17 protein-coding genes are annotated in these 18,292 nt (G+C 70.7%); 4 read left to right on the forward strand and 13 right to left on the reverse strand.

Annotation, left to right across the window (positions count from 1 at the left end):
* Positions 1-9: 9 nt before the first annotated feature.
* On the reverse strand, positions 10-354 hold the full coding sequence (locus ACWD02_RS41390; protein ID WP_451221623.1) for a VOC family protein: 345 nt from the start codon (positions 352-354) through the stop codon (positions 10-12).
* A gap of 150 nt (positions 355-504) precedes the next feature.
* Here ACWD02_RS41390 and ACWD02_RS41395 point away from each other — a divergent pair, with 150 nt between their 5' ends.
* On the forward strand, positions 505-1,359 hold the full coding sequence (locus ACWD02_RS41395) for an alpha/beta fold hydrolase (RefSeq protein ID WP_451221626.1): 855 nt from the start codon (positions 505-507) through the stop codon (positions 1,357-1,359).
* Between the two features lie 53 nt (positions 1,360-1,412).
* Here ACWD02_RS41395 and ACWD02_RS41400 read toward each other — a convergent pair whose 3' ends face one another.
* The 3 genes from ACWD02_RS41400 to ACWD02_RS41410 form a co-directional block, all read right to left on the reverse strand.
* Complete coding sequence (locus ACWD02_RS41400) at positions 1,413-2,183, reverse strand: PIG-L family deacetylase (RefSeq protein WP_451221629.1); 771 nt, start codon at positions 2,181-2,183, stop codon at positions 1,413-1,415.
* Between the two features lie 66 nt (positions 2,184-2,249).
* On the reverse strand, positions 2,250-3,227 hold the full coding sequence (gene ppk2 / locus ACWD02_RS41405) for a polyphosphate kinase 2 (RefSeq protein ID WP_451221632.1): 978 nt from the start codon (positions 3,225-3,227) through the stop codon (positions 2,250-2,252).
* A 190-nt stretch (positions 3,228-3,417) separates the two neighbouring features.
* On the reverse strand, positions 3,418-4,143 hold the full coding sequence (locus ACWD02_RS41410) for a TioE family transcriptional regulator (protein ID WP_451221635.1): 726 nt from the start codon (positions 4,141-4,143) through the stop codon (positions 3,418-3,420).
* A 58-nt stretch (positions 4,144-4,201) separates the two neighbouring features.
* Between ACWD02_RS41410 and ACWD02_RS41415 the strand changes: the two genes are divergently transcribed.
* A complete protein-coding gene (locus tag ACWD02_RS41415) occupies positions 4,202-5,425 on the forward strand; it encodes an erythromycin esterase family protein (protein WP_451221638.1) in 1,224 nt (407 codons plus the stop codon).
* 32 nt (positions 5,426-5,457) lie between these two features.
* On the opposite strand, the gene ACWD02_RS41420 is transcribed toward ACWD02_RS41415, so the two are convergent.
* The 4 genes from ACWD02_RS41420 to ACWD02_RS41435 form a co-directional block, all read right to left on the reverse strand.
* Complete coding sequence (locus ACWD02_RS41420; protein ID WP_451221641.1) at positions 5,458-6,135, reverse strand: hypothetical protein; 678 nt, start codon at positions 6,133-6,135, stop codon at positions 5,458-5,460.
* Positions 6,132-7,106: a Gfo/Idh/MocA family protein gene (locus ACWD02_RS41425; protein WP_451221644.1), complete on the reverse strand. Its 975-nt coding sequence runs from the start codon at positions 7,104-7,106 to the stop codon at positions 6,132-6,134. Before ACWD02_RS41425 ends, ACWD02_RS41420 begins: the two co-directional genes overlap by 4 nt.
* Positions 7,107-7,196: 90 nt before the next feature.
* Positions 7,197-7,901, reverse strand: coding sequence for a 3-oxoacyl-ACP reductase FabG (gene fabG, locus ACWD02_RS41430; RefSeq protein ID WP_451221646.1), 705 nt, complete (start codon positions 7,899-7,901; stop codon positions 7,197-7,199).
* Positions 7,902-7,985: 84 nt separating this feature from the next.
* Positions 7,986-8,720, reverse strand: a complete 735-nt coding sequence (locus ACWD02_RS41435; RefSeq protein WP_451221649.1) for a helix-turn-helix domain-containing protein — start codon at positions 8,718-8,720, stop codon at positions 7,986-7,988.
* A gap of 237 nt (positions 8,721-8,957) precedes the next feature.
* Here ACWD02_RS41435 and ACWD02_RS41440 point away from each other — a divergent pair, with 237 nt between their 5' ends.
* On the forward strand, positions 8,958-9,851 hold the full coding sequence (locus tag ACWD02_RS41440) for an MmyB family transcriptional regulator (RefSeq protein ID WP_451221652.1): 894 nt from the start codon (positions 8,958-8,960) through the stop codon (positions 9,849-9,851).
* A gap of 211 nt (positions 9,852-10,062) precedes the next feature.
* Here ACWD02_RS41440 and ACWD02_RS41445 read toward each other — a convergent pair whose 3' ends face one another.
* The gene (locus ACWD02_RS41445) at positions 10,063-11,040 is read right to left on the reverse strand and encodes an MBL fold metallo-hydrolase (RefSeq protein ID WP_451221655.1); all 978 of its coding nucleotides are present in this window, start codon (positions 11,038-11,040) and stop codon (positions 10,063-10,065) included.
* Positions 11,041-11,143: 103 nt separating this feature from the next.
* On the opposite strand from ACWD02_RS41445, the gene ACWD02_RS41450 reads away from it, so the two are divergent.
* Positions 11,144-14,383 (forward strand): ATP-binding protein, encoded by a 3,240-nt coding sequence (locus ACWD02_RS41450; RefSeq protein ID WP_451221658.1) that lies wholly within the window; start codon positions 11,144-11,146, stop codon positions 14,381-14,383.
* On the opposite strand, the gene ACWD02_RS41455 is transcribed toward ACWD02_RS41450, so the two are convergent.
* The 4 genes from ACWD02_RS41455 to ACWD02_RS41470 form a co-directional block, all read right to left on the reverse strand.
* Positions 14,304-15,095, reverse strand: a complete 792-nt coding sequence (locus ACWD02_RS41455) for an ABC transporter permease (protein WP_451221661.1) — start codon at positions 15,093-15,095, stop codon at positions 14,304-14,306. The two genes, ACWD02_RS41450 and ACWD02_RS41455, sit on opposite strands and share 80 nt — an antisense overlap.
* Positions 15,092-16,069, reverse strand: a complete 978-nt coding sequence (locus ACWD02_RS41460; RefSeq protein WP_451221664.1) for an ATP-binding cassette domain-containing protein — start codon at positions 16,067-16,069, stop codon at positions 15,092-15,094. The genes ACWD02_RS41455 and ACWD02_RS41460 overlap by 4 nt, the downstream gene beginning before the upstream one ends.
* An 86-nt stretch (positions 16,070-16,155) precedes the next feature.
* Positions 16,156-17,859 (reverse strand): immunity 49 family protein, encoded by a 1,704-nt coding sequence (locus ACWD02_RS41465; protein ID WP_451221667.1) that lies wholly within the window; start codon positions 17,857-17,859, stop codon positions 16,156-16,158.
* 89 nt (positions 17,860-17,948) lie between these two features.
* Positions 17,949-18,227: a hypothetical protein gene (locus tag ACWD02_RS41470; protein WP_365828453.1), complete on the reverse strand. Its 279-nt coding sequence runs from the start codon at positions 18,225-18,227 to the stop codon at positions 17,949-17,951.
* Between the last annotated feature and the right edge of the window lie 65 nt (positions 18,228-18,292).

The raw sequence follows: 18,292 nt of genomic DNA on the forward strand, positions 1-18,292 counted from the left end.
CCGGCCCACTCACTCCGTCGGGCCGCCGCCGAATCCGATCTCGTTGCCGTCCGGGTCGCGGAAGGTGGCCTTGCGGACCCCGTTCGCGTACGTCTCGCGCGTGTCCGGTTTCAGGCCCCGGCCGGCGATCGCAAAGATGCGGGCGTCGAAGTCATCGACGAACACGGTGTGCAGGGCGTGCCCGGCGTGTTGGGGCCGCACTTCGATGAACACGTAACGGTGTTCGGCGAGTTCCCACACCGCCTCGGTGTCATTGGGCAGGAAGGCCGGGGGCCCGCCGAGCAGTCGCTCGTACCAGGCCACCGCCGTCGTGTAGTCGCGGACGGGAATGCCCGCGAACAGATCTACGGTCATGAGGCCATGCTATGCACGCGGGCGTCCGCGCGGAGTCCCTCGCGGACGCGGCGGGTCCGCTTCGCGCGGTTTCCGCAGCGGGCCGGTCGTCGGCACGGCGTATCCAATTCGTGCTTGTTTCTGAAGATCGTTTCGTTGGAGGCTACCGGCATGCAAAATCAGCCGACATACGTATTTGTACATGGCGCCTTCGCCAACTCGTTCTCGTTCGCACCGCTGCAGGCAGAGCTCGGTCTCCTCGGGCACCGTTCGGTCGCGGTCGACCTGCCGGGGCACGGATTCGAGGCGACGTACGCCGCCGGCTACCAGGCGCCGCAGGACCTCGATGCGCTCGCTCAGGAACCCGGAAGCATCAAGGGGGTCACGCTTGCCGACAACGCCGCGCGCGTCATCGAGGTCCTTGAGCGGGCGAAGCAGCACGGGCCGACCATCCTCGTCGGCCACAGCAGGGGCGGCATCACGCTGACCGCGGTCGGCAACGCCCGGCCCGACCTGGTCGACCGGATCGCCTATGTCTCCGCCTGGTGCCCCGTCGACCTGGATGTCAACGACTACTACGCCCAGCCGGAGATGGCCGGTGTCGACCCGGGAGCCTTCGCTCCGGCGCTCGTCGGGAACCCGGCGGAGCTCGGCCTGCTCCGGGTCAACTTCCGCACGGCCGACCCGGGGACGTACGCCGCGCTCAAGCAGGCGTTCGCCGCCGACCTCACCGACGAGGAGTTCCGTACGTTCCTGAACACCTTCCAGCCCGACGAGAACCTCGACGTCGGCACGTCCGCCGACCGGACGCAGGCCGCCACGTGGGGCCGCATTCCCAAGACCTATGTGCGCCTGGCCGACGACGCCAGCATCCCGCTCGCCATGCAGGACCGCCTGATCCGCGAGGGCGACGCGCTCACCCCCGACAACCCCTTCGACGTGGAGACCCTTGAGGGAAGCCACCTGCGCTGGCTCGTCCACCCGAAGCCGGCCGCCGAGCTGCTCGCGGGCCTCGCGGCGCGCTGACGGGTCCGCCCGCCACTGCCGCCGCTGCCGCTGCCGCTGCCGCTGCCTGACGCTCAGGCCATCAGCTCCGTCTGCATGGCCTGAGCCGCCCGGTGGGGGATGAGTTCGTGGCGGATGTACCACTCGGTGGAGAGCAACTCCTCCCGGTCGGACGGCGCAAGGCCCGCGATCAGCCCCGGGACGGCCCCGCGCTCCACCTCGGTGCGGTGCGCCAGCACCGCGGCCACCTTCTGCTCCAGCCACGGCCTGACGTCGACGGCGGCGGTGACCCACTCGTCCGGGACGGTGCGCGTGGCCTTGCCTGCCGCGGCAAGGCGCCCGCCCCACTCCCGTACGGCCGAGTGCGGATGCGTGGCCGTATACAGGGCGCTCGGCTGCCAGGGGGCGCCCGCGTCGGGGTAGAGGCGCTCAAGCCCCGCCGCCTGGCACGCGAGCAGGGTCACCCGGTGTGTGTGCACGTGGTCCGGGTGGCCGGAAAGACCGCCATACGCATCATGGGTGATCACAATGCGTGGGCGGAACTCCCTTATGTGAACGACCAGTTCCCGCACCGCCTCATCGAGAGGCGCATCGCACAAGCGCGCCGCACCCGGAGCCGACCGCGGCACGCGCGCGTCGGCGTAGCCGAGCAGTCGCGGTGGACCGGCGCCGAGGATCTGCAGAGCCTGGGCCAGCTCGGTGGCCCGCACCGTGTCCTTGGACCAGGTCGCCGTGACAACCGCGGTGCGGGCGCCCGCCGTTGCGTGACGGGCGAGGACTCCGCCCGCCACCAGGGACTCGTCGTCCGGGTGGGCGAAGACCGCGAGCAGACTCGGAGTGGGCATCGGTCCGGACGTGGGTGCGGGCAAGTCCTTCGCCTTCCGGTGGGGGCGGTGCCGGGCGGCGGACGTTCACGGGTGCTGGCCGGGACCCAGCCGGCCGTTGTCGGCGAGGCGGCTGGGCGACAGGTCCGTCGGATCCTCGTCCGCCTCCAGCAGTGTGTCGGCCGGGCCGATGATGAGCGGGTCCGCCTCCCCCACCGCCTCCTTGTCCATCGACGCGTAGTCGACACGCAACAGCAGATGCCGGATCGCTTCGAGGCGCCCCCGGCGCTTGTCGTTGAACTTGATCACCGACCACGGCGCATGAACGGTGTCCGTGGAGCGGAACATCTCGACCTTGGCGCGGGTGTAGGCGTCCCAGAGATCGAGCGAGGCAAGGTCCGTGGGCGAGAGCTTCCACTGCCGCACGGGGTCCACCTGGCGGATCGCGAAGCGTGTGCGTTGCTCCGCCCGGGAGACGGAGAACCAGAACTTGACCAGGACGATGCCGTCATCGGTGATCATCTTCTCGAACAGCGGCACCTGCTCGAGGAACTCCTCGTGCTGGCGAGGGGTGCAGAAGCCCATGACGGGCTCGACGCCTGCCCGGTTGTACCAGGAGCGGTCGAAGAAGACGATCTCTCCGGCGGACGGCAGTTGCGCGACGTACCGCTGGAAGTACCACTGACCCGCTTCGCGTTCGGTGGGCTTGTCCAGCGCCACGATGCGGGCTCCGCGGGGGTTGAGGCGCTCGGTGAAGCGTTTGATCGTGCCGCCCTTGCCCGCCGCGTCACGCCCCTCGCACAGGACCACGATGCGCCGGCCCTGCTCACGCACCGACCTCTGCAACTTGAGCAGCTCGATCTGCAGGATCCGCTTCTGGCGCTCGTACTCCTTGCGCCTCAGCTTCTCCGAGTAGGGATAGTTCTCCTGCCAGGTCCGCAGTGGCTCCCCCTCCGCGTCGAGCAGCACCGGGCGCTCCGGCCGGGCCTCGTCCACCGAGAGCCCGTCCAGCAAACGCTCCCCGTCCTTGTCGTCCGCGTCCGACGCCACACCGTCTCCTGTCATCGACCTGTGCCACCTTTCTACCCGCATCGATCGCCACTCCGCTGAAATCGCCATATACCCAGGAGCGCCCCTTCTCCACATCGCAGCAGGTCTTCCGGCCGCCGAGGGCCTTCGCCCCCGCCTCCCGTCGTACACCCACCGGCGTCACCGCGACACGCCCCGGCACGCCGGCGTCCGGCGCCGCGCGGGCTCAGGCTCCCCCGCTGAGGTACGCCTCCAGCTCGGCGGCGCCGGTCAGCATGGCCCGTCCGCGGGCGGTCAGTCGGGCACGCCAGTCACTGAGCGCGGTCTCCAGGGGTTCCAGGCCGCCGGCGGCCCGTACTTGAGCGATCAGGGGGGCGATCTGTTCCAGCAGATGGCCACCCCGCCGGAGCTGGTGCACGAGCCGGGCATCACGCACATCTGCCTCGTCGTACACGCGGTAGCCGGTGTGTGAATCCCGGTGGGGGTGCACGAGACCGGCTCGCTCCCATTTGCGCAGCGTCGCCGGCCGGATTCCGAGCTGCGCGGCGAGCGGCCCCACGAACACGCCTTCAGGCCCGGCCCCGGACCCGGACGCCGGCACGGGCTCCAGGTCGCGCAGTGCTCGCTCCACCGCCTGGAGGGTCCGGCGGTCCTCGGATAGCTGCACATGGCTCTCGTCGATGAGGCGCAACGCCTCGTCGACCACGCCCTGGTTCACGGCCCGCATGATCGACGTCGCGGTCTGGTGGCCGTGGCCCGGCAGCAGGGCCAGGAACGCGCGCAGGGCCCGCGCGTGCACCGAGGTGTAGGTGCGATAGCCGTTCGGGGTGCGATCGGCGGCCGGGAGGATGCCGGCCTCCTCGTAGTTCCGGACCGCCTGCGTGGACAGACCGTGCCCGCGCGCCAGGTCAACCGGCCTCAGCCGTTCCCCGCTTTTAAGGTTTCGCCCCATGCACCCGCCAACTCCGGAGAAAAGTTTCAACCGAGAGTTCAACGATAGCGTTTAAGGCATGGCTACTGACATCGAAGACACCACTCACGCGGTCGAGGCCGCCAGTGTCATGAGGCTGCTCCGCACCCGGCCACAGGTGCTCGCCCTGGGCGAGCCCACCCACGGCGAGGAGACTCTGCTCGAACTGCGCAACGAGCTCTTCCAGGAGCTCGTCGAGCGGGAGGGCTACCGGACGATCGCGATCGAGAGCGACTGCGTCTCGGGTCTGATCGTCGACGACTACGTCACCTCCGGCGCGGGCACCCTCGACGAGGTCATGGAGCGCGGCTTCAGCCACGCCGACCTGGGGTTGGGAACCTCCGCGGCCAACCGTGAACTCGTACGCTGGGCACGGACGTTCAACGCCGACCGATCCCCCTCCGAGCACGTCCGCTTCGCCGGTATCGACGGCCCGCTGGAGATCACCCACGCCGCGAGCCCCCGCCAGGCCCTCACCTCGCTCCACAGCTACCTCGCGGCCCACCTGGTGGACACGGGCCTGCTGCCCTGCACCGCCAAGACCCTCGACCATCTGCTCGGCGACGACGGCCAGTGGGTCGATCCCGCCGCGATGATGGACCCGGCCCGGTCCGTGGGGCAGTCGGGCGAGGCGAAGGAGCTGCGGCTGCTCGCCGACGATCTCGCGGCCCTGCTCGACGCGCAGACCCCGCACCTGATCGCGGTGACCTCGCGGGACGACTGGGACCGCGCCCGCCTGTACGGGCGCACCGCCACCGGCCTGCTGCGCTACCACCACTGGATGGCCGACGCCTCACCGAGCCGCATGGCCCGCCTGGTGGGCCTGCGGGACCAGATGATGGCGCACAACGTCCTCGCGCTCGCCGAACGGGGCCCGACACTGGTCCACGCCCACAACAGCCATCTCCAGCGGGACCCGAGCACGATGCGCATGTGGGACCAGCCGCTGCTCCAGTGGTGGAGCGCGGGCGCACTGGTCAACTCCCGCCTGGGCGAAGGCGAGGGGTATGCCTTCGTGGCCACGGCCCTCGGCACGCTCCCTCACCAGGGAGTGGACGCCCCGCCGCCGGACACCGTCGAAGGGCTGCTCTACGCGCTCCCGCAGGACCGCTGCGTCATCGACGCCCCACGTCTGGCCTCCGCCCTCGGCCCCACACTGCCCGCGCCCCGCGTATCTGCTTGGTTCGGCTACGCCCCGCTCGACCCGGCCCAGCTGTCGAGGATCGACGGGCTCGTGTTCCTCGGCGACGTCCGGCGGAGCTGACTCCCGTCCATGATCCACATGTGGCGCGCCGGTTAGCTCGCGCGCCAGTTCCCGGGCAGTGGGTGGATCGGCTGCCAGCCGTCCGGAATTCCGTAGGGGTGGTCGATGTGCGCCCATATCAGCGCTCCACCCACGACCCCGGGCACATGCCGGTTGGGCTCCGGCCTCGACATCAGCGCGCCTGTGCCGTGTTCAAAGGCGTCAGCCACTGCTTCGAGGTACTCCGCCACCGACGCGGACTCCGCCGGGGAGCCAAGTTCCGCGCCCTCGTAGTAGGCCCAGCGCCCCACACCCGAGGGTGAGACGTACAGGCCGCTGTCGGGAGCGTCATTGTCCGCCCCCAGCCATGGAACCCACTCCCCCGCCGGACGCGACAGTTCGCCCGCCAGCCCACCGGCAAGGGATTCCCACGTCCCGCGAGCCTGCACCGCCTCGTCCGGTCCCAACAGCACGCGGTCGAGGAAGTCGTAGGCCGCCAGGTCGCCGTCCTCGTCCTCCTCGACATCGACCCACTCCACCCCGCCGCACATGCGCCACAACGCCTTCAGTTCCTCGGGAAATCCATGCCCGTGCGCGGCGTGCAACTGGGCCTCGGCAGCGGCGAGGACCCGTTCGTCGACCGGAGGAAGGACCGTTTCGGCGGACACCGGAGCGTGAGCGCGCAGCCATGTCTCGATCCGCTTCCAGGCCGCGACCACCCGGGCGTTCATGAGCACCCCTCACGTGAGAGACCATCCAGCACGCGCATCACTCCAGTACTGCGCCTCAGTCCCGCCAGATCCAGTCGTCGCTCCCCGCGCACCGCGTCCGTGATCTCTTGGTAGACGGCGGTGCGCAGCAGCATGGGAGGGCGTGCCGGGCGGGTGAACGGCCGCCCTGCCACCTCGCCGCTGACGGCACCCGCCCGGATGTCGATCCAGTCGCTGCCACCCAGCACCGAAAGCCGTTCGCTGAGGGGACACGTCGCGCTCGTGACGGTGAGCGTGAGATGGGCGCCCGACTCGAATCGTACGTACGCGGCTGCCTGAACGTCGGCTTCCGGTGCTCCAACACCCTGATCCAGTGTTCTCACTTCGCGTGGCGTGCCCAGGATCTGGCAGGCGAGGTCGAGATAGTGCACGCCTGCGGGGCGGGAGACCAGCAGGGTCGCCTCTGCGCCGGCGAAGCGGCTCGGGTCCCCGTGCCAGATGTCCTTCGGCAGCGTGAAGCGGTGTTGCGCCATGACCCCCGCGAGCACCTCGGCCCGCTCGGTCAGGAACAGCAACTCACACAGTTCGTGGGCGCTTTGAGCCGGAGGAGCGTCCACGAGGAGGTGCTTGCCTGCCGCCACCAGGGGCCTGATCCATTGCCGACGGTGTTCAGGAGGCCGGCACAGGGCGACGAGGCGGATCGACTCGTCCGCAAGGACCTGATCCATGTCGCGGGTCTCCAGGCCGGCTGACCTGGCCACCGCGGCGGCCTCGCGGTCGTCCTCGACCACCGCCACAGGACACGCGCCGACCGTGCCGCCCAAGGCCTGCAGATGCTGCCGCCCCGCCTCGCCGAAGCCTACGAGCGCCACCTTGATGTCGACCATCTCGTACGGATCCGCTTGCTCTTCCTGCTGAACCGGCTCCGCCCGATGCGCTTGCTCTGCCCGGCGCACTTGCTCTGCATGCTCTGGTTTGTCCCCTTGGTGCATGAGTCAACCACCCCTCCTACAGACGCAGATCACACCCCCCGGGCAAGCCTCCCCCATCAAGGCCCCGCGTCTCCCGGCGGCGCGCGGGGTTCAGTGCCCCATGCCGCCACCGCCGTCCACGGGAATGACGGCACCGGTGATGTAACTGGCCGCGGGTGACGCGAGGAAGGCGATGGTGGCGGCGATCTCCTCGGGGCGGGCCAGGCGGCCCAGAGGTATCTGCCGTACGAGGTTCTCCCGCTGCTCGTCGGTCAGGCTCTCGATCATCTTCGTCTCGGTGAGGCCGGGGGCGACGACGTTGAAGGTGATGTTGCGGGAGCCGAGTTCGCGCGCCATCGAGCGGGCGAACCCGACGAGCCCCGCCTTGGAGGCGGCGTAGTTGGCCTGGCCGCTCTCCCCCCGCAGGCCCACCGCCGAGGAAACCAGTACGACACGGCCGAACTTGGCACGCAGCATCGGCTTGGTGGCCTGCTTGACCACGCGGTAGGTGCCCGTGAGGTTGGTGTCGAGCACGGACGTGAAGTCCTCCTCGCTCATGCGCATGAGGAGCTTGTCCCTGGTGATCCCTGCGCAGCACACCAGGACTTCCACCGCACCGTGCTCGTTCTCCGCCTCCTTGAAGGCGGCCTGCACCTGCTCGGTGTCGGTGACATCGCACCGGATGCCGAACAGCCCCTCCGGGGGTTCACCCGTGCGGTAGGTGACGGCGACACGGTCGCCCGCCGCTTGCATGGCGCGGGCGGCGGCCAGGCCGATGCCGCGGTTGCCGCCGGTGATCAGGACGGAGCGGGTCACAAGGAGCCTTTCTCGAAATGCTGTGGAACGTTGCTGTGCAACGTTGCTGTGGAGCAGTCAGGGCGGCCGATGGGTCGCAGCAGGTCAGACAGCGGTCGCGGTGACCCCGGAACGGGTCAGTTGACGGCTGATCATGGCTGCGGTGTCCATCACGGCCTCGATGAAGCGGTTGCGGACGGTGGGGCTGCGCAGCTGGCTGTGGGTGGCGAGCAGGCTGACCGCACCGGCCACCGCCGAACCACGCCACAGGGGTGCGGCGATGGCGTCCCTGCCGAGCAGGAGCGAGGGCCCCAGGGCATATCCGTCCTGGCGGATGCGCGCGAGCTGCGGCCGCGCCGCGGTGACGTCCCCCAGGCACGCCTGGATCGCCCATCCCGGCGGGTCCGCCTCCAGGGGGGCTCGCCACAGCGCCTGGAGGATCGCGTGCGGGGTCGCGTGCAGCTGTTGCGCGTGGGCGCCCAGGGCCTGCTCGGCGTGGATGCGCATCGGGGTGCCGATGAGGAGCGGTACGTACGCCAGAGCGATGTGGCCGGTGCGTGACTGTAGTGTGATCAGTTCGGCGCGAACAGTAGCCGACCCCGTGCCGGTCGGTGGACCGGACGAGTCCGAGAAGGAGCCGGAGAAGAGATGCGGTGCCTCTACAAGGGAGTAGTGGCCGCGCGGCCCTTGCCGCTGCACGGCCCCTTCGCCGACCAGCGCCTGGACGTAGCGGTGGACGGTCGGGGCCGGCAGGCCCGCCCGCGCGGCGACGGAGGTCAACGGATGGGCCCCGGGGCCCAGTTGATGCAGGGCCCGCAGGACCGCGAGCGTACGCCCCACGGAGCCACCCCTGGACTCCGAGGGTATGGCGGCGGCGGGCGTCTGCAACGCGAACTCCCCCTTGCAGTTGTGGATCGTCGCGTCTGCCGCAACGCGGTCGGATCTGAGGAGCCATTGTCGCGACCGCCCCTCGTGCACCACCAGGCCCAGTTTTTTCCTGTCACCGAATTTCAGGAAGCTTCCTTTCCGGTATATGGGGCGGGCCCGGCCACTCGTCGGCACAGGCGGGGGTGAACAGTGGACAACAAGGCGGCTCTGCGGCAACTGCTGCAGTGGAAGCGGAAACAAGTTGATCCCTCGACTCTGGGCTGGCCCCCGCGCACCGGCCGCGGCCGCCGCTCCAGCGGTCTCTCGCAGGCACAGGTCGGGCAGCTTCTGTACGTCTCGGAGCGCACCTACGCCCAGCTGGAGCGCGGTGAAATGGCCTCGCCCACACCCGAGTTCCTCGACCGGGTGTCCAAGGTGCTCCAGCTGCACGAGCGGGAACGCATCGCGCTCTACGTCTACTCCGTGGGCCACGAGCCGCCCCATCCGCAGGATCCGCTGGCCGGCACGAACGTGCCGCCCGGCTGGAAGGTGGCGGTGGAGGGGATAAAGGGGCAGCCCTGCTACGTCAACGACGTCGCCTGGAACGTCCTCGCCTGCAACGACGACTTCATCCGCATGTTCCCGCGCCGCGCGAAAGACACATCGCCGGCAGCGCTCCCGGAGCAGAACCTCATGCGCTACATGCTGCTGCGGGAGGACACCAGGGAGCATCACATGGTCAATTGGCAGACGCAGTGGGCGATACCGCTGACCGCCCAGTTGCGCACCGCGGTGGCGGCCCACCCGGAGAACGCGGATCTGCAGGATCTGGACCAGGAAGTCGACGCGGACCCGGTGGTGGGCCCCATCTACCGGACACGGCATGTCGCCTATGTGCACCCCAACGGCGACACACGCAAGATGCGGTACAACGCCTATGGGGGCCCGGACGAGGAAGCGTACTTGGACCGGTGCTGTGAGCAGCACGCTCCCTCGCGCGTGGGCGATGTCACCATGTGTACGGCGATGCCGCTCGGCTCGCCCGGCGCGCGCTTCACGATGCTCGTCTTCAAGCCCGACCCGGTCGCCTGTTCCGCTGGGTGAAACGGCGGCCCCGGTTCATTCCGGCCGTTGGAACCGGGGCCGATTCGGCGGGCTCGCGCGGTGCGCCCGCCGTGACCGCCGCGCTTTGATGGTCACGCCTCGTGCGCCGAACCCAGAGCGGGTGTGTGTGTCCGGGGAGCCGGAACGGTCGCCCCCGGCCGTGCCCCGCATGGTCGGGTGCCGCCTTGGCGGAGGGGGCGGCCGCACACCGTCAGGCGACCGGCAGTTGCTGGGGTTCGGTGTGCCGGTCGAACGCCCACTGGGCGGCGCTGTGCGCGAGTTCGATGACGGTGTGGCCGGGCCCTGTGCCCCGAAGGTGCCCGTACTCGAGCGCTATGACGATCATGAGGCGCTCGGGAAGGCCGAGTTGCGGGTAGAGCCCACGGCCGAAGATGTCGTCCATGGCTTCGCGGGCCGTGAGACCGCTCTCGAAGCGCAGCCGGATCTCGCTCTGCATGGTGCGCAGGTAGTCGATGTGCTCGCTCAGGTCACCGGGCCCCTTGAGCCCGCCGTGTCCGGGAACGATGATCCGCGGCGAGAGACCCAGGATGGTCTCGTTGGCGTCGATGACGCTCTGCAGCGGGCCTGACCAGTGCGGGGGGTGGTCCTCGGGGAAGAAGACGTCGCCCGCGCAGACCACGTCGCCCACCCGGGCGATCAGGTCGCCCGCGTGGTGCGCGGGGCCGACCTCGATGAGCTCGACCTCCGTCTCCCCGACCGTGAAGACGTGCTTGCCGCTGAAGGTGGAGGTGGGCGGGGTGACGCGGGCCGAGAGGAAGTCGAAGACACCGAAGTGACGGCGCAGGTACCAGCCGAGCGCTCCTTCGGAGGGTGTCTCGTTCAGCAGGTGGTGCATCTCCTGGGGAGTCGGCTCATGCGCCAGGTGCTCGTGGCCGGAGCGGGTGGTGATGATGTCCGCGCCGGGGAACAGGTGATTTCCCCAGCTGTGGTCGCCGTTGGCATGCGTGTTGACCACGGTGCTCACGCGTCGCGAGCCGAGGATCGGGCGGGCCGCCCGGATCATCGCGTCGGTCAGCGGCTCGTCATAGGGGGTGTCGATAAGGGCGGCATCGTCGCCGGAGACGATCCAAAGGCAGTTGGCGAATCCCCAACTGCCGCCGCCGGACGGCATCCACACGTGCAGCCCGGCGGCGTTCGGGATCGGGGTGAGCTGGCTGGGGAGTTCCATCGGCGCATTCTTGCCGAAGATGCCTCCCCGCGTCGTGTGGTCTGGGGCACACGACGCCACGGCGGCGGCCGGAGCCCGGTGCAGGCTTGGCTAATCTGCTCGGGTGACCATCGAACTGACCCTGCTGCCGCGTGTCGCACATCGCGGGCAGGAGGTCACCGCGCCCCGGCTCCGCGGCCTGCTCGCGCTGCTCGCGGGTGATCTGCGCGCGGGCTGCGGCATCGAGCGGCTGGTGGCGGGGCTGTGGCCGGAGGCGTTGCCGGAGCGGCCGGGCAAGGCTCTGCAGGTTCTTGTGTCCCGGGCGCGGGCGCAGTTGGGCGCCGACGTCATCGCGAGCACACCCACGGGATACCGGCTCGCCCTCGCCGAGGACCAGGTCGACAGCTCGGCCCTGCTGCTGCACGCCGCCGTGAGCGCGGAGCGGGCCAGGGCCGGGGATCACGCGGGAGGGCTGGCGGCGGCCGAAGCCGGACTCGCCCTGTGGGACGGTGCCCCTGACGGATCGGCCGGCATCGACGCCCCCGTCGCCGCGTTGCGCGCCGAACGTGCCCCCGTCCGCGCCGCTCTCGTACGCGCGCAGGCGCTCGCGCTCGCCCGCCTCGGACGGCATGCGGAAGCGGCCGGCCCGCTGGCCGCGGCCCTCACGGAGCATCCGCGCGACGAGGAACTGCTCGCCGAGTCGCTGCGCGGGCAGGCGGCGACAGCCGGCCCGGCCGCCGCCCTCACCCGCTACGAGACGTACCGCCGTGACCTGCGCGAGGCGCTCGGCACCGATCCCGGACCCGGACTCAGGTCCGTGCAGCGGGAGTTGCTGCGCGCCGGCGCCCCGGCGGTGCGCCACGGCGTGCCGCACGAGCCGAACCCGCTCCTCGGCCGTGATGAGGACATCGCCGCGGTGGAACGGCTGTTGGGCGCCATTCGTGCCGTCACCGTCGTCGGGCCCGGCGGCCTCGGCAAGACCCGGCTCGCACACGCCGTCAGCCGCCGGGCGGCGCAGCGCGTGGTGTACTTCGTGCCGCTCGCCGCCGTCACCGCGGACGCGGACGTGGCGACCGAGGTGGCCTCCGCGCTGGGCGCGGGCGAGGGCCGGCACGGCGTGGTGAGCGGCCACACCTCGGCCGACCCGGTGTCCGGCATCCTCGGCGTGCTCGGCTCCGGGCCCGCCCTGCTGGTGCTCGACAACTGCGAGCAGGTCATCGGGGGCGCCGCCGCCCTCGTGCGGGCCTTGGTCGCCGGCTCCAAGGAGCTACGGGTACTCACCACCAGCCGGGCCCCGCTCGACCTCACGTCCGAGACCGTGTACGCGCTGCCGGAGCTCGATCTCACCACCTCGATCGAACTGTTCACCCAGCGTGCCCGGGCCGCCAGGCCAGGGGTGGAGCTGCCGCCGGACGCGGTGACCGGGCTCTGCCGCCACCTCGACGGGCTGCCGCTCGCCGTGGAACTGGCGGCGGCGCGGGTACGGGTCCTTTCGGTGCCGGAGATCGCCCGCAGGCTCGACGACCGGTTCGCGCTGCTGCGGGGCAGCGCGCGGGACACGCCGGAGCGCCACCGCACGCTGCACGCGGTCGTGGAGTGGAGCTGGAACCTGCTCACACAGGACGCGCGGGCGGCCCTGCGCACCCTGTCAGTCTTCCCCGGCGGCTTCTCCGGGGCAGCGGCAGAGCAAGTGCTCGGCGAGGACGCGCTGTTGCTCCTGGATCAGCTGGCCGCGCAGTCGCTGCTCACCCTCGCCGACACCCCGGCCGGCGTGCGCTTCCGGATGCTGGAGGCCGTACGCGAGTTCAGCGCGGCCCACCGTGCACAGGCCGGCGAGGACGACGAGGCCGTGGGCCGATTCCTGGCCTGGGCACGGGACTTCGGCGTCGAGTCCCACGATGTGCTCTTCGGTCCGGAACCTCCCCCCGGCTCCCGGCTTCACCGGCCCCGGGGCGGCCCCATCGACGCCCGAGAGCGGATCAGGGCCGAGCAGGACAACCTCGTGCCGGCCCTGCGGCACGCCCTCGCCCGCGTCGACTGCCCCACGATCGCCGCCCTGACCGCCGTACTCGCCGCCCTGTGGTCCACCGACTCCAACTACCCCCGCCTGGCCACCCTCGCCGCCGACACCGGCCCGCCGCTCTCGCACTACCGCCCCGGTCCCGACCACGTCGACGTCGCGCGCACGGCTGCTGTGTTGTGCGCGGGGGGCCTGTTCATGAACTACGGGCCGCACGGCATACGCCAGCTCGTCACCCTGCGCCGGCTCCCCCCGGCTCCGCCGGACACCCTGCCGCGCGCCACCGCGACGGTCCTGAGCGCACTCCCCGAGATGCGCCCGCCCGACTACGCCGTGCTGCACACGCTCTGCGCCGACGAGCAGCCCCTGGTCGCCGGCATCGCCGAGTGCGTGGCCACCTACGTCTGGGAGTACGAGCACGACATCGACCGCGCGCTCGCCTCGGCCCACCGGATGATCGGCGCACTTGCTCCGGTCGACCAGCCTCCCCTGCAGCTCATGGGCCATTCCCGGCTCAGTGAACTGTCCTTGCGGGCAGGACACGGCGAGACCGCCCACGAGCACCTCAGGGCGGCTCTGCGGGCGCTGCCGCGGCTCGGTGACGAGCTCGACTACATCGGCATCCGCTCGGCCCTGGTCCTGGCCTGCCTGCAGCGCGGCGACCCCGACGAGGCCGAGTACTGGCTGCGGCAGACCGAGGGCGACGCCACTCCGCGGGATGACGACTTCTACAGCCCCGCCCTCGGCGGCCGCGCCGAGATCGCCCTCGCCCGCGGGCACACCGAGGCCGGGCTGAGCCTGTGGCGCGGCGCCGTCGAGCGGATGCAGGAGGCGGGCTCGATCCACGGCGGCGACCCGTGGCTCGACCCGTGGGCGCTTCAGATCCAGTCCGCGGCGGTGACGGCACACGCGCACGCCGGCCGGCTCGACCTGGTCGCGGAGCCGGTCGACCGGCTGTGGCAGCGGCTGCGGACGCTGCTCGACGGTCCGCCCCGCTCGCCCTTGGAGCTGCCCGTGTTCGGGACCGTGCTGCACGCACTCGGCATGGCCGCGCTCGCCTCCGGTGACGCCGTCGGCCCAGCCGTCGCCGTACGGATGATCGCGCTGGCCGAACGGCTGCGGGTGCTGCGCGAGTTCCAGCCGACGATGTCGGCGGCCCGGGCCCGGGAGGCGGCCGAGAACGCCGACCGGGCGGCGTACGGCGACGCGGTGTCGCGGTACGCCGCCCTGGAGCGGGACCAGCTGTGGGACGCGGTTCGTGCGCTTACTTCGGGTCGCGGTGGAACAGCGCCGTCGACCAACGGTAGCCGAGCACGGCCAGCCCCAGGCACCAGGCGATCGTGATCCACCCGCTGTTGCCGATCTCGCTGCCGAGGAGCAGGCCGCGCAGGGTTTCGATGGCCGGGGTGAACGGCTGGTGCTCGGCGATCGGCTGGAACCAGCCCGGCATCGAGTCGACCGGCACGAAGGCGCTGGAGATGAGCGGCAGGATCATCAGCGGCAGCGCGTTGTTGCTGGCCGCCTCGGCATTCGGGCTCGCCATCCCCATCCCCACCGCGATCCAGGTGAACGCCAGCGCGACGAGAGCGAGCAGTCCGAGCGCCGCGAGCCATTCCAGGATGGTGGCGTCGCTGGACCGGAAACCGATGGCCACGGCGACGGCGCCCACATGCAGCACGCTGAGGACGGCCTGCAGCACACTGCCGACGACGTGCCCGACAAGCACCGAGCCACGGTGGATGTCCATCATGCGGAAGCGGGCGATGATGCCTTCGGTCATGTCCATCGAGACGGACACCGCCGTTCCGGCGGGGGTGGCCCCGATGGTCATCAGCAGGATGCCCGGGACGAGATAGGCGACGTAGTCCGCGCGGTCGGCGCCGCTGCCGCCGATGCCCGCGCTCATCGTGTCGCCGAAGACGTAGACGAAGAGCAACAGCAGGACGATCGGTGTCAGCAGGATGTTCAGGGTGAGGGAGGGGTAGCGCCGGGCGTGCAGGAGGTTGCGGCGCAGCATCGTGGCCGAGTCACGTACGGCAAAGGTCGGAGAGCTCATCGGGCGGACTCCATGGCCTGGTCGGGGGCGTCGGCGCTGTCGGCGGTGAGGGCGAAGAACACGTCGTCCAGGTCCGGGGTGTGCACGGTCAGTTCGTCCGCCTCCACCCCGGCCGAGTCCAGCCGGTCGAGGATGGCGCGCAGCTCGCGCTGGCTGCCGCCGCTGGGGAGTTGCAGGGTGAGCGCCTGGTCGTCGCGGGTCACCTCGTGCAGGGCGAGGGCGGCGAACCGGTAGGCGGTCGGGGTGGTGAACCGCAGCCGCACATGACCGCCCGGGATGAGCCGCTTGAGCTCGTCGGAGCTGCCTTCGGCGGCGATCCTTCCGTCGCTCAACACCGCGATGCGGTCGGCCAGTTCGTCGGCCTCCTCCAGGTACTGGGTGGTGAGGAAAACGGTCACGCCGCCCGCGACGAGCTCGCGGATGATGGCCCACATGTTGTGGCGGGAACGCGGGTCGAGGCCGGTGGTGGGCTCGTCCAGGAAGATGATCCGCGGGTTGCCGACCAGGGTCATGGCGATGTCCAGGCGTCGCCTCATGCCGCCGGAGTAGGTGGCGGCGGGCTTCTTCCCCGCCTCGGTGAGATCGAGGCGTGCCAGGAGTTCGGCGGCGACCCGCCGTCCCTCGCTTCTGGGCAGGTGGTGCAGGTCGGCCATGAGGAGCATGTTCTCCTCGCCCGTGATCAGCCCGTCCACCGCGGAGAACTGCCCGGTGACCCCGATCGCGGCACGCACCGCCCGCGGGTCGGTGGCCAGGTCGTGGCCGCCGACGCGCAGGTCACCGGCGTCGGCGGTGACGAGGGTGGAGAGGATCTTCACGGCGGTGGTCTTGCCGGCGCCGTTCAGCCCGAGCAGGGAGAAGACGGTGCCGGCCGCCACCGTCAGATCGATGCCGTCCAGCACCGTCTTGTCCCCGTAGGCCTTGCGCATCCCCGTGGCCGCGATGGCGGGCGAGGACGATGTCGTCGTTGTCGTCATGCCGCAGAGGGTGCGGCACGGCGCATTCAGCGCGGTTTCACGGGGGTTTCAGCACGCGGGCTCAGGCCGTAAAGAAACCTCCTCGATCAGGCCGCCGGTATCTCCTCGATCCGTTCGCGGTTGAGCAGGTAGGTGGGCAGGTAGGGCTGCGGCATGGTGACGGGGAAGCCGTAGTCGTACGCGAGGCTCGTCATCGCGAGGACCCCCAGCGCCACCCGGGCGCGCGGCGCCGTCGAGTCGCCCCAGTAGGTGCGGTGATGATCGACGGCGTCGGCCAGGGCCTTTGTGAAAGCGTCGTGGTCGCGGGCGATCAGGCGGTGGAAGAGGGCGACGGGCTGGTAGTCGATGAGGTCCGAGAAGTCCTTGGGCGTGTGCGTCAAGGACTCCGGATGAGACGTCTCCATCGTGGCGAGCAGCTTGGGCACCACGTCGTCGATGGGGCGCTGGGACCAGAAGGTCTGCAGGGTGTCGATCCAGTGCAGGACGTACGCGTCGACGGAGTCGTCCTGCCGCAGCACCTCGAGCGGCACCTGGCACAGCCGGTCGGCCCGGTCCTTCTGACGGCACGCGACCGCCACGTAGAAGGCATCGAGCCAGGCGCGGGCCTGGGCGGGCGGCGCGGCAGGGGTCACGGGCAACTGCCGCACGATGTCCTCGCCCAGGTGGCACGTCTGGGCCGAGGCTCCGGCGAACAGTGCCGTGCCGAGTTGTACCGAGCTGGCCCAGGCGTCCCAGGTGTCGTGGTCTGCCGCCTTGGGGTCGGCGGCGCAGTGGGCGTGGGCGAGCGTGAGAGCCGATGCGAAGGCGTCACCCAGTCCGGCCGGGTCCTCGGCGAGGCCGGCTATGGCGTCGGCCGTGGCGTGGGTGAGGGCGGCCGCGTCGGGTGCCTTGGCCGCGGTGGCGGTGTCGAGTCGTCCGGCACGGTCGAGGCGCACCAGCCCCTTCAGGCGGCCCAGCAGTTCCGGCGGCGGCTGCAGGGAGAAGGAGAGGGTGTCGTGGTCGATGACCGTGATGGACGTCAGGCGGCCCTGATGCCACCAGTAGACCCGGGGAGACAGCGAGCCCGGGCCGTCCTCGTACGCACCGAGACCGTACGCGGCAAGGGCGTTGATCGCGTCGGCCACCGAGCCGTCGGCGATCGGGTGGTAGGCCAGCAGGTGCCGGGTGGGCACGACGACGAGGGCTCCGGCGTCCGGGAGCGACTCGCCGGTGACCTGCCGGACCGTTTCCGACAGATACAGCGCCTTGCTCGCGACGAACGGGGAATCGCCGTACAGGGAGTGCAGCACCGCCCCTCCGTCGGTGGGCACTTCGTCGTGGTCGACGGGGACGCGCATCAAGTTCGCGTACGCCGCCTGCCCCAACTCCTCGATCCCCGCGCGCTCCACGTCGGGGTCGGTGAGCATGCGCACACTGGTGGGCTGGTCGAGGGCGTAGGCGAAGACGAGCCCCTCGGCCACCACGCGCGCGTAACTCATGGCACCGGCGATCTCCGGCGTGAGCGAATCCGTGGGCACCAGACGCGCATGCACACCATGAAGGAGTTCTGCGGCGCTCTCGTCGCCCTTGCTTCCCTCCGCCAGACGGGCGAAGTGCCCCCTGACCAGCTCGGGCCAGTGCTCCTGCGGCGCCTGCCGGCACTCCTGCGCCAGGTTGTACAGAAAGTGGGTGTGCCCCTCCTGCGCGTACGGAGCGGCGAGTGCCCGCAGGCGGGTGGCCTGGTCGGTGGTCAGCATCGGCAGCTCTGGATCGGGAGCGGCCGACATGCCAAAGGTGTTGTTTTCGTTCACTGTTGCGACTCTACGATCTGTGTGGGGATGGATCTGACGCCGGGTCGGGAGCGTGGGGTTGGTCAGCGGCCCCGATCGCGGGCCCGCGGTCAGGGAGTGTCGCCGGACCAGTCCCAGCGACGGCGGCGGTCACCGGGCCGTGGGTCGTACATCGCTCGCCCGCCGGCACCGAAGTGCCCCAGCTCCGTGGGCAGGGCGACACCACTCTCCTTCTCGCCCTTGGTCCAGCCGGTCATGTCGAGCAACAGGCCGTCCAGGGGGCCACCGACCAGCTCGCCGTAGTCCCGCCCGGGCTGGGGACCCTGGCGGGGGTCGTCGTGGTCCTGGCCGTAGACCCGGCCGCGCAGCAACTCCTCATCCCTGTCCATGTCTCCCAGCCTCGCAGCCGCCACTGACAATCCGCCCCTCGCACGTCCGGGCAAGGGCCGGACAA

It is taken from the genome of Streptomyces sp. NPDC002853 (assembly GCF_053591915.1).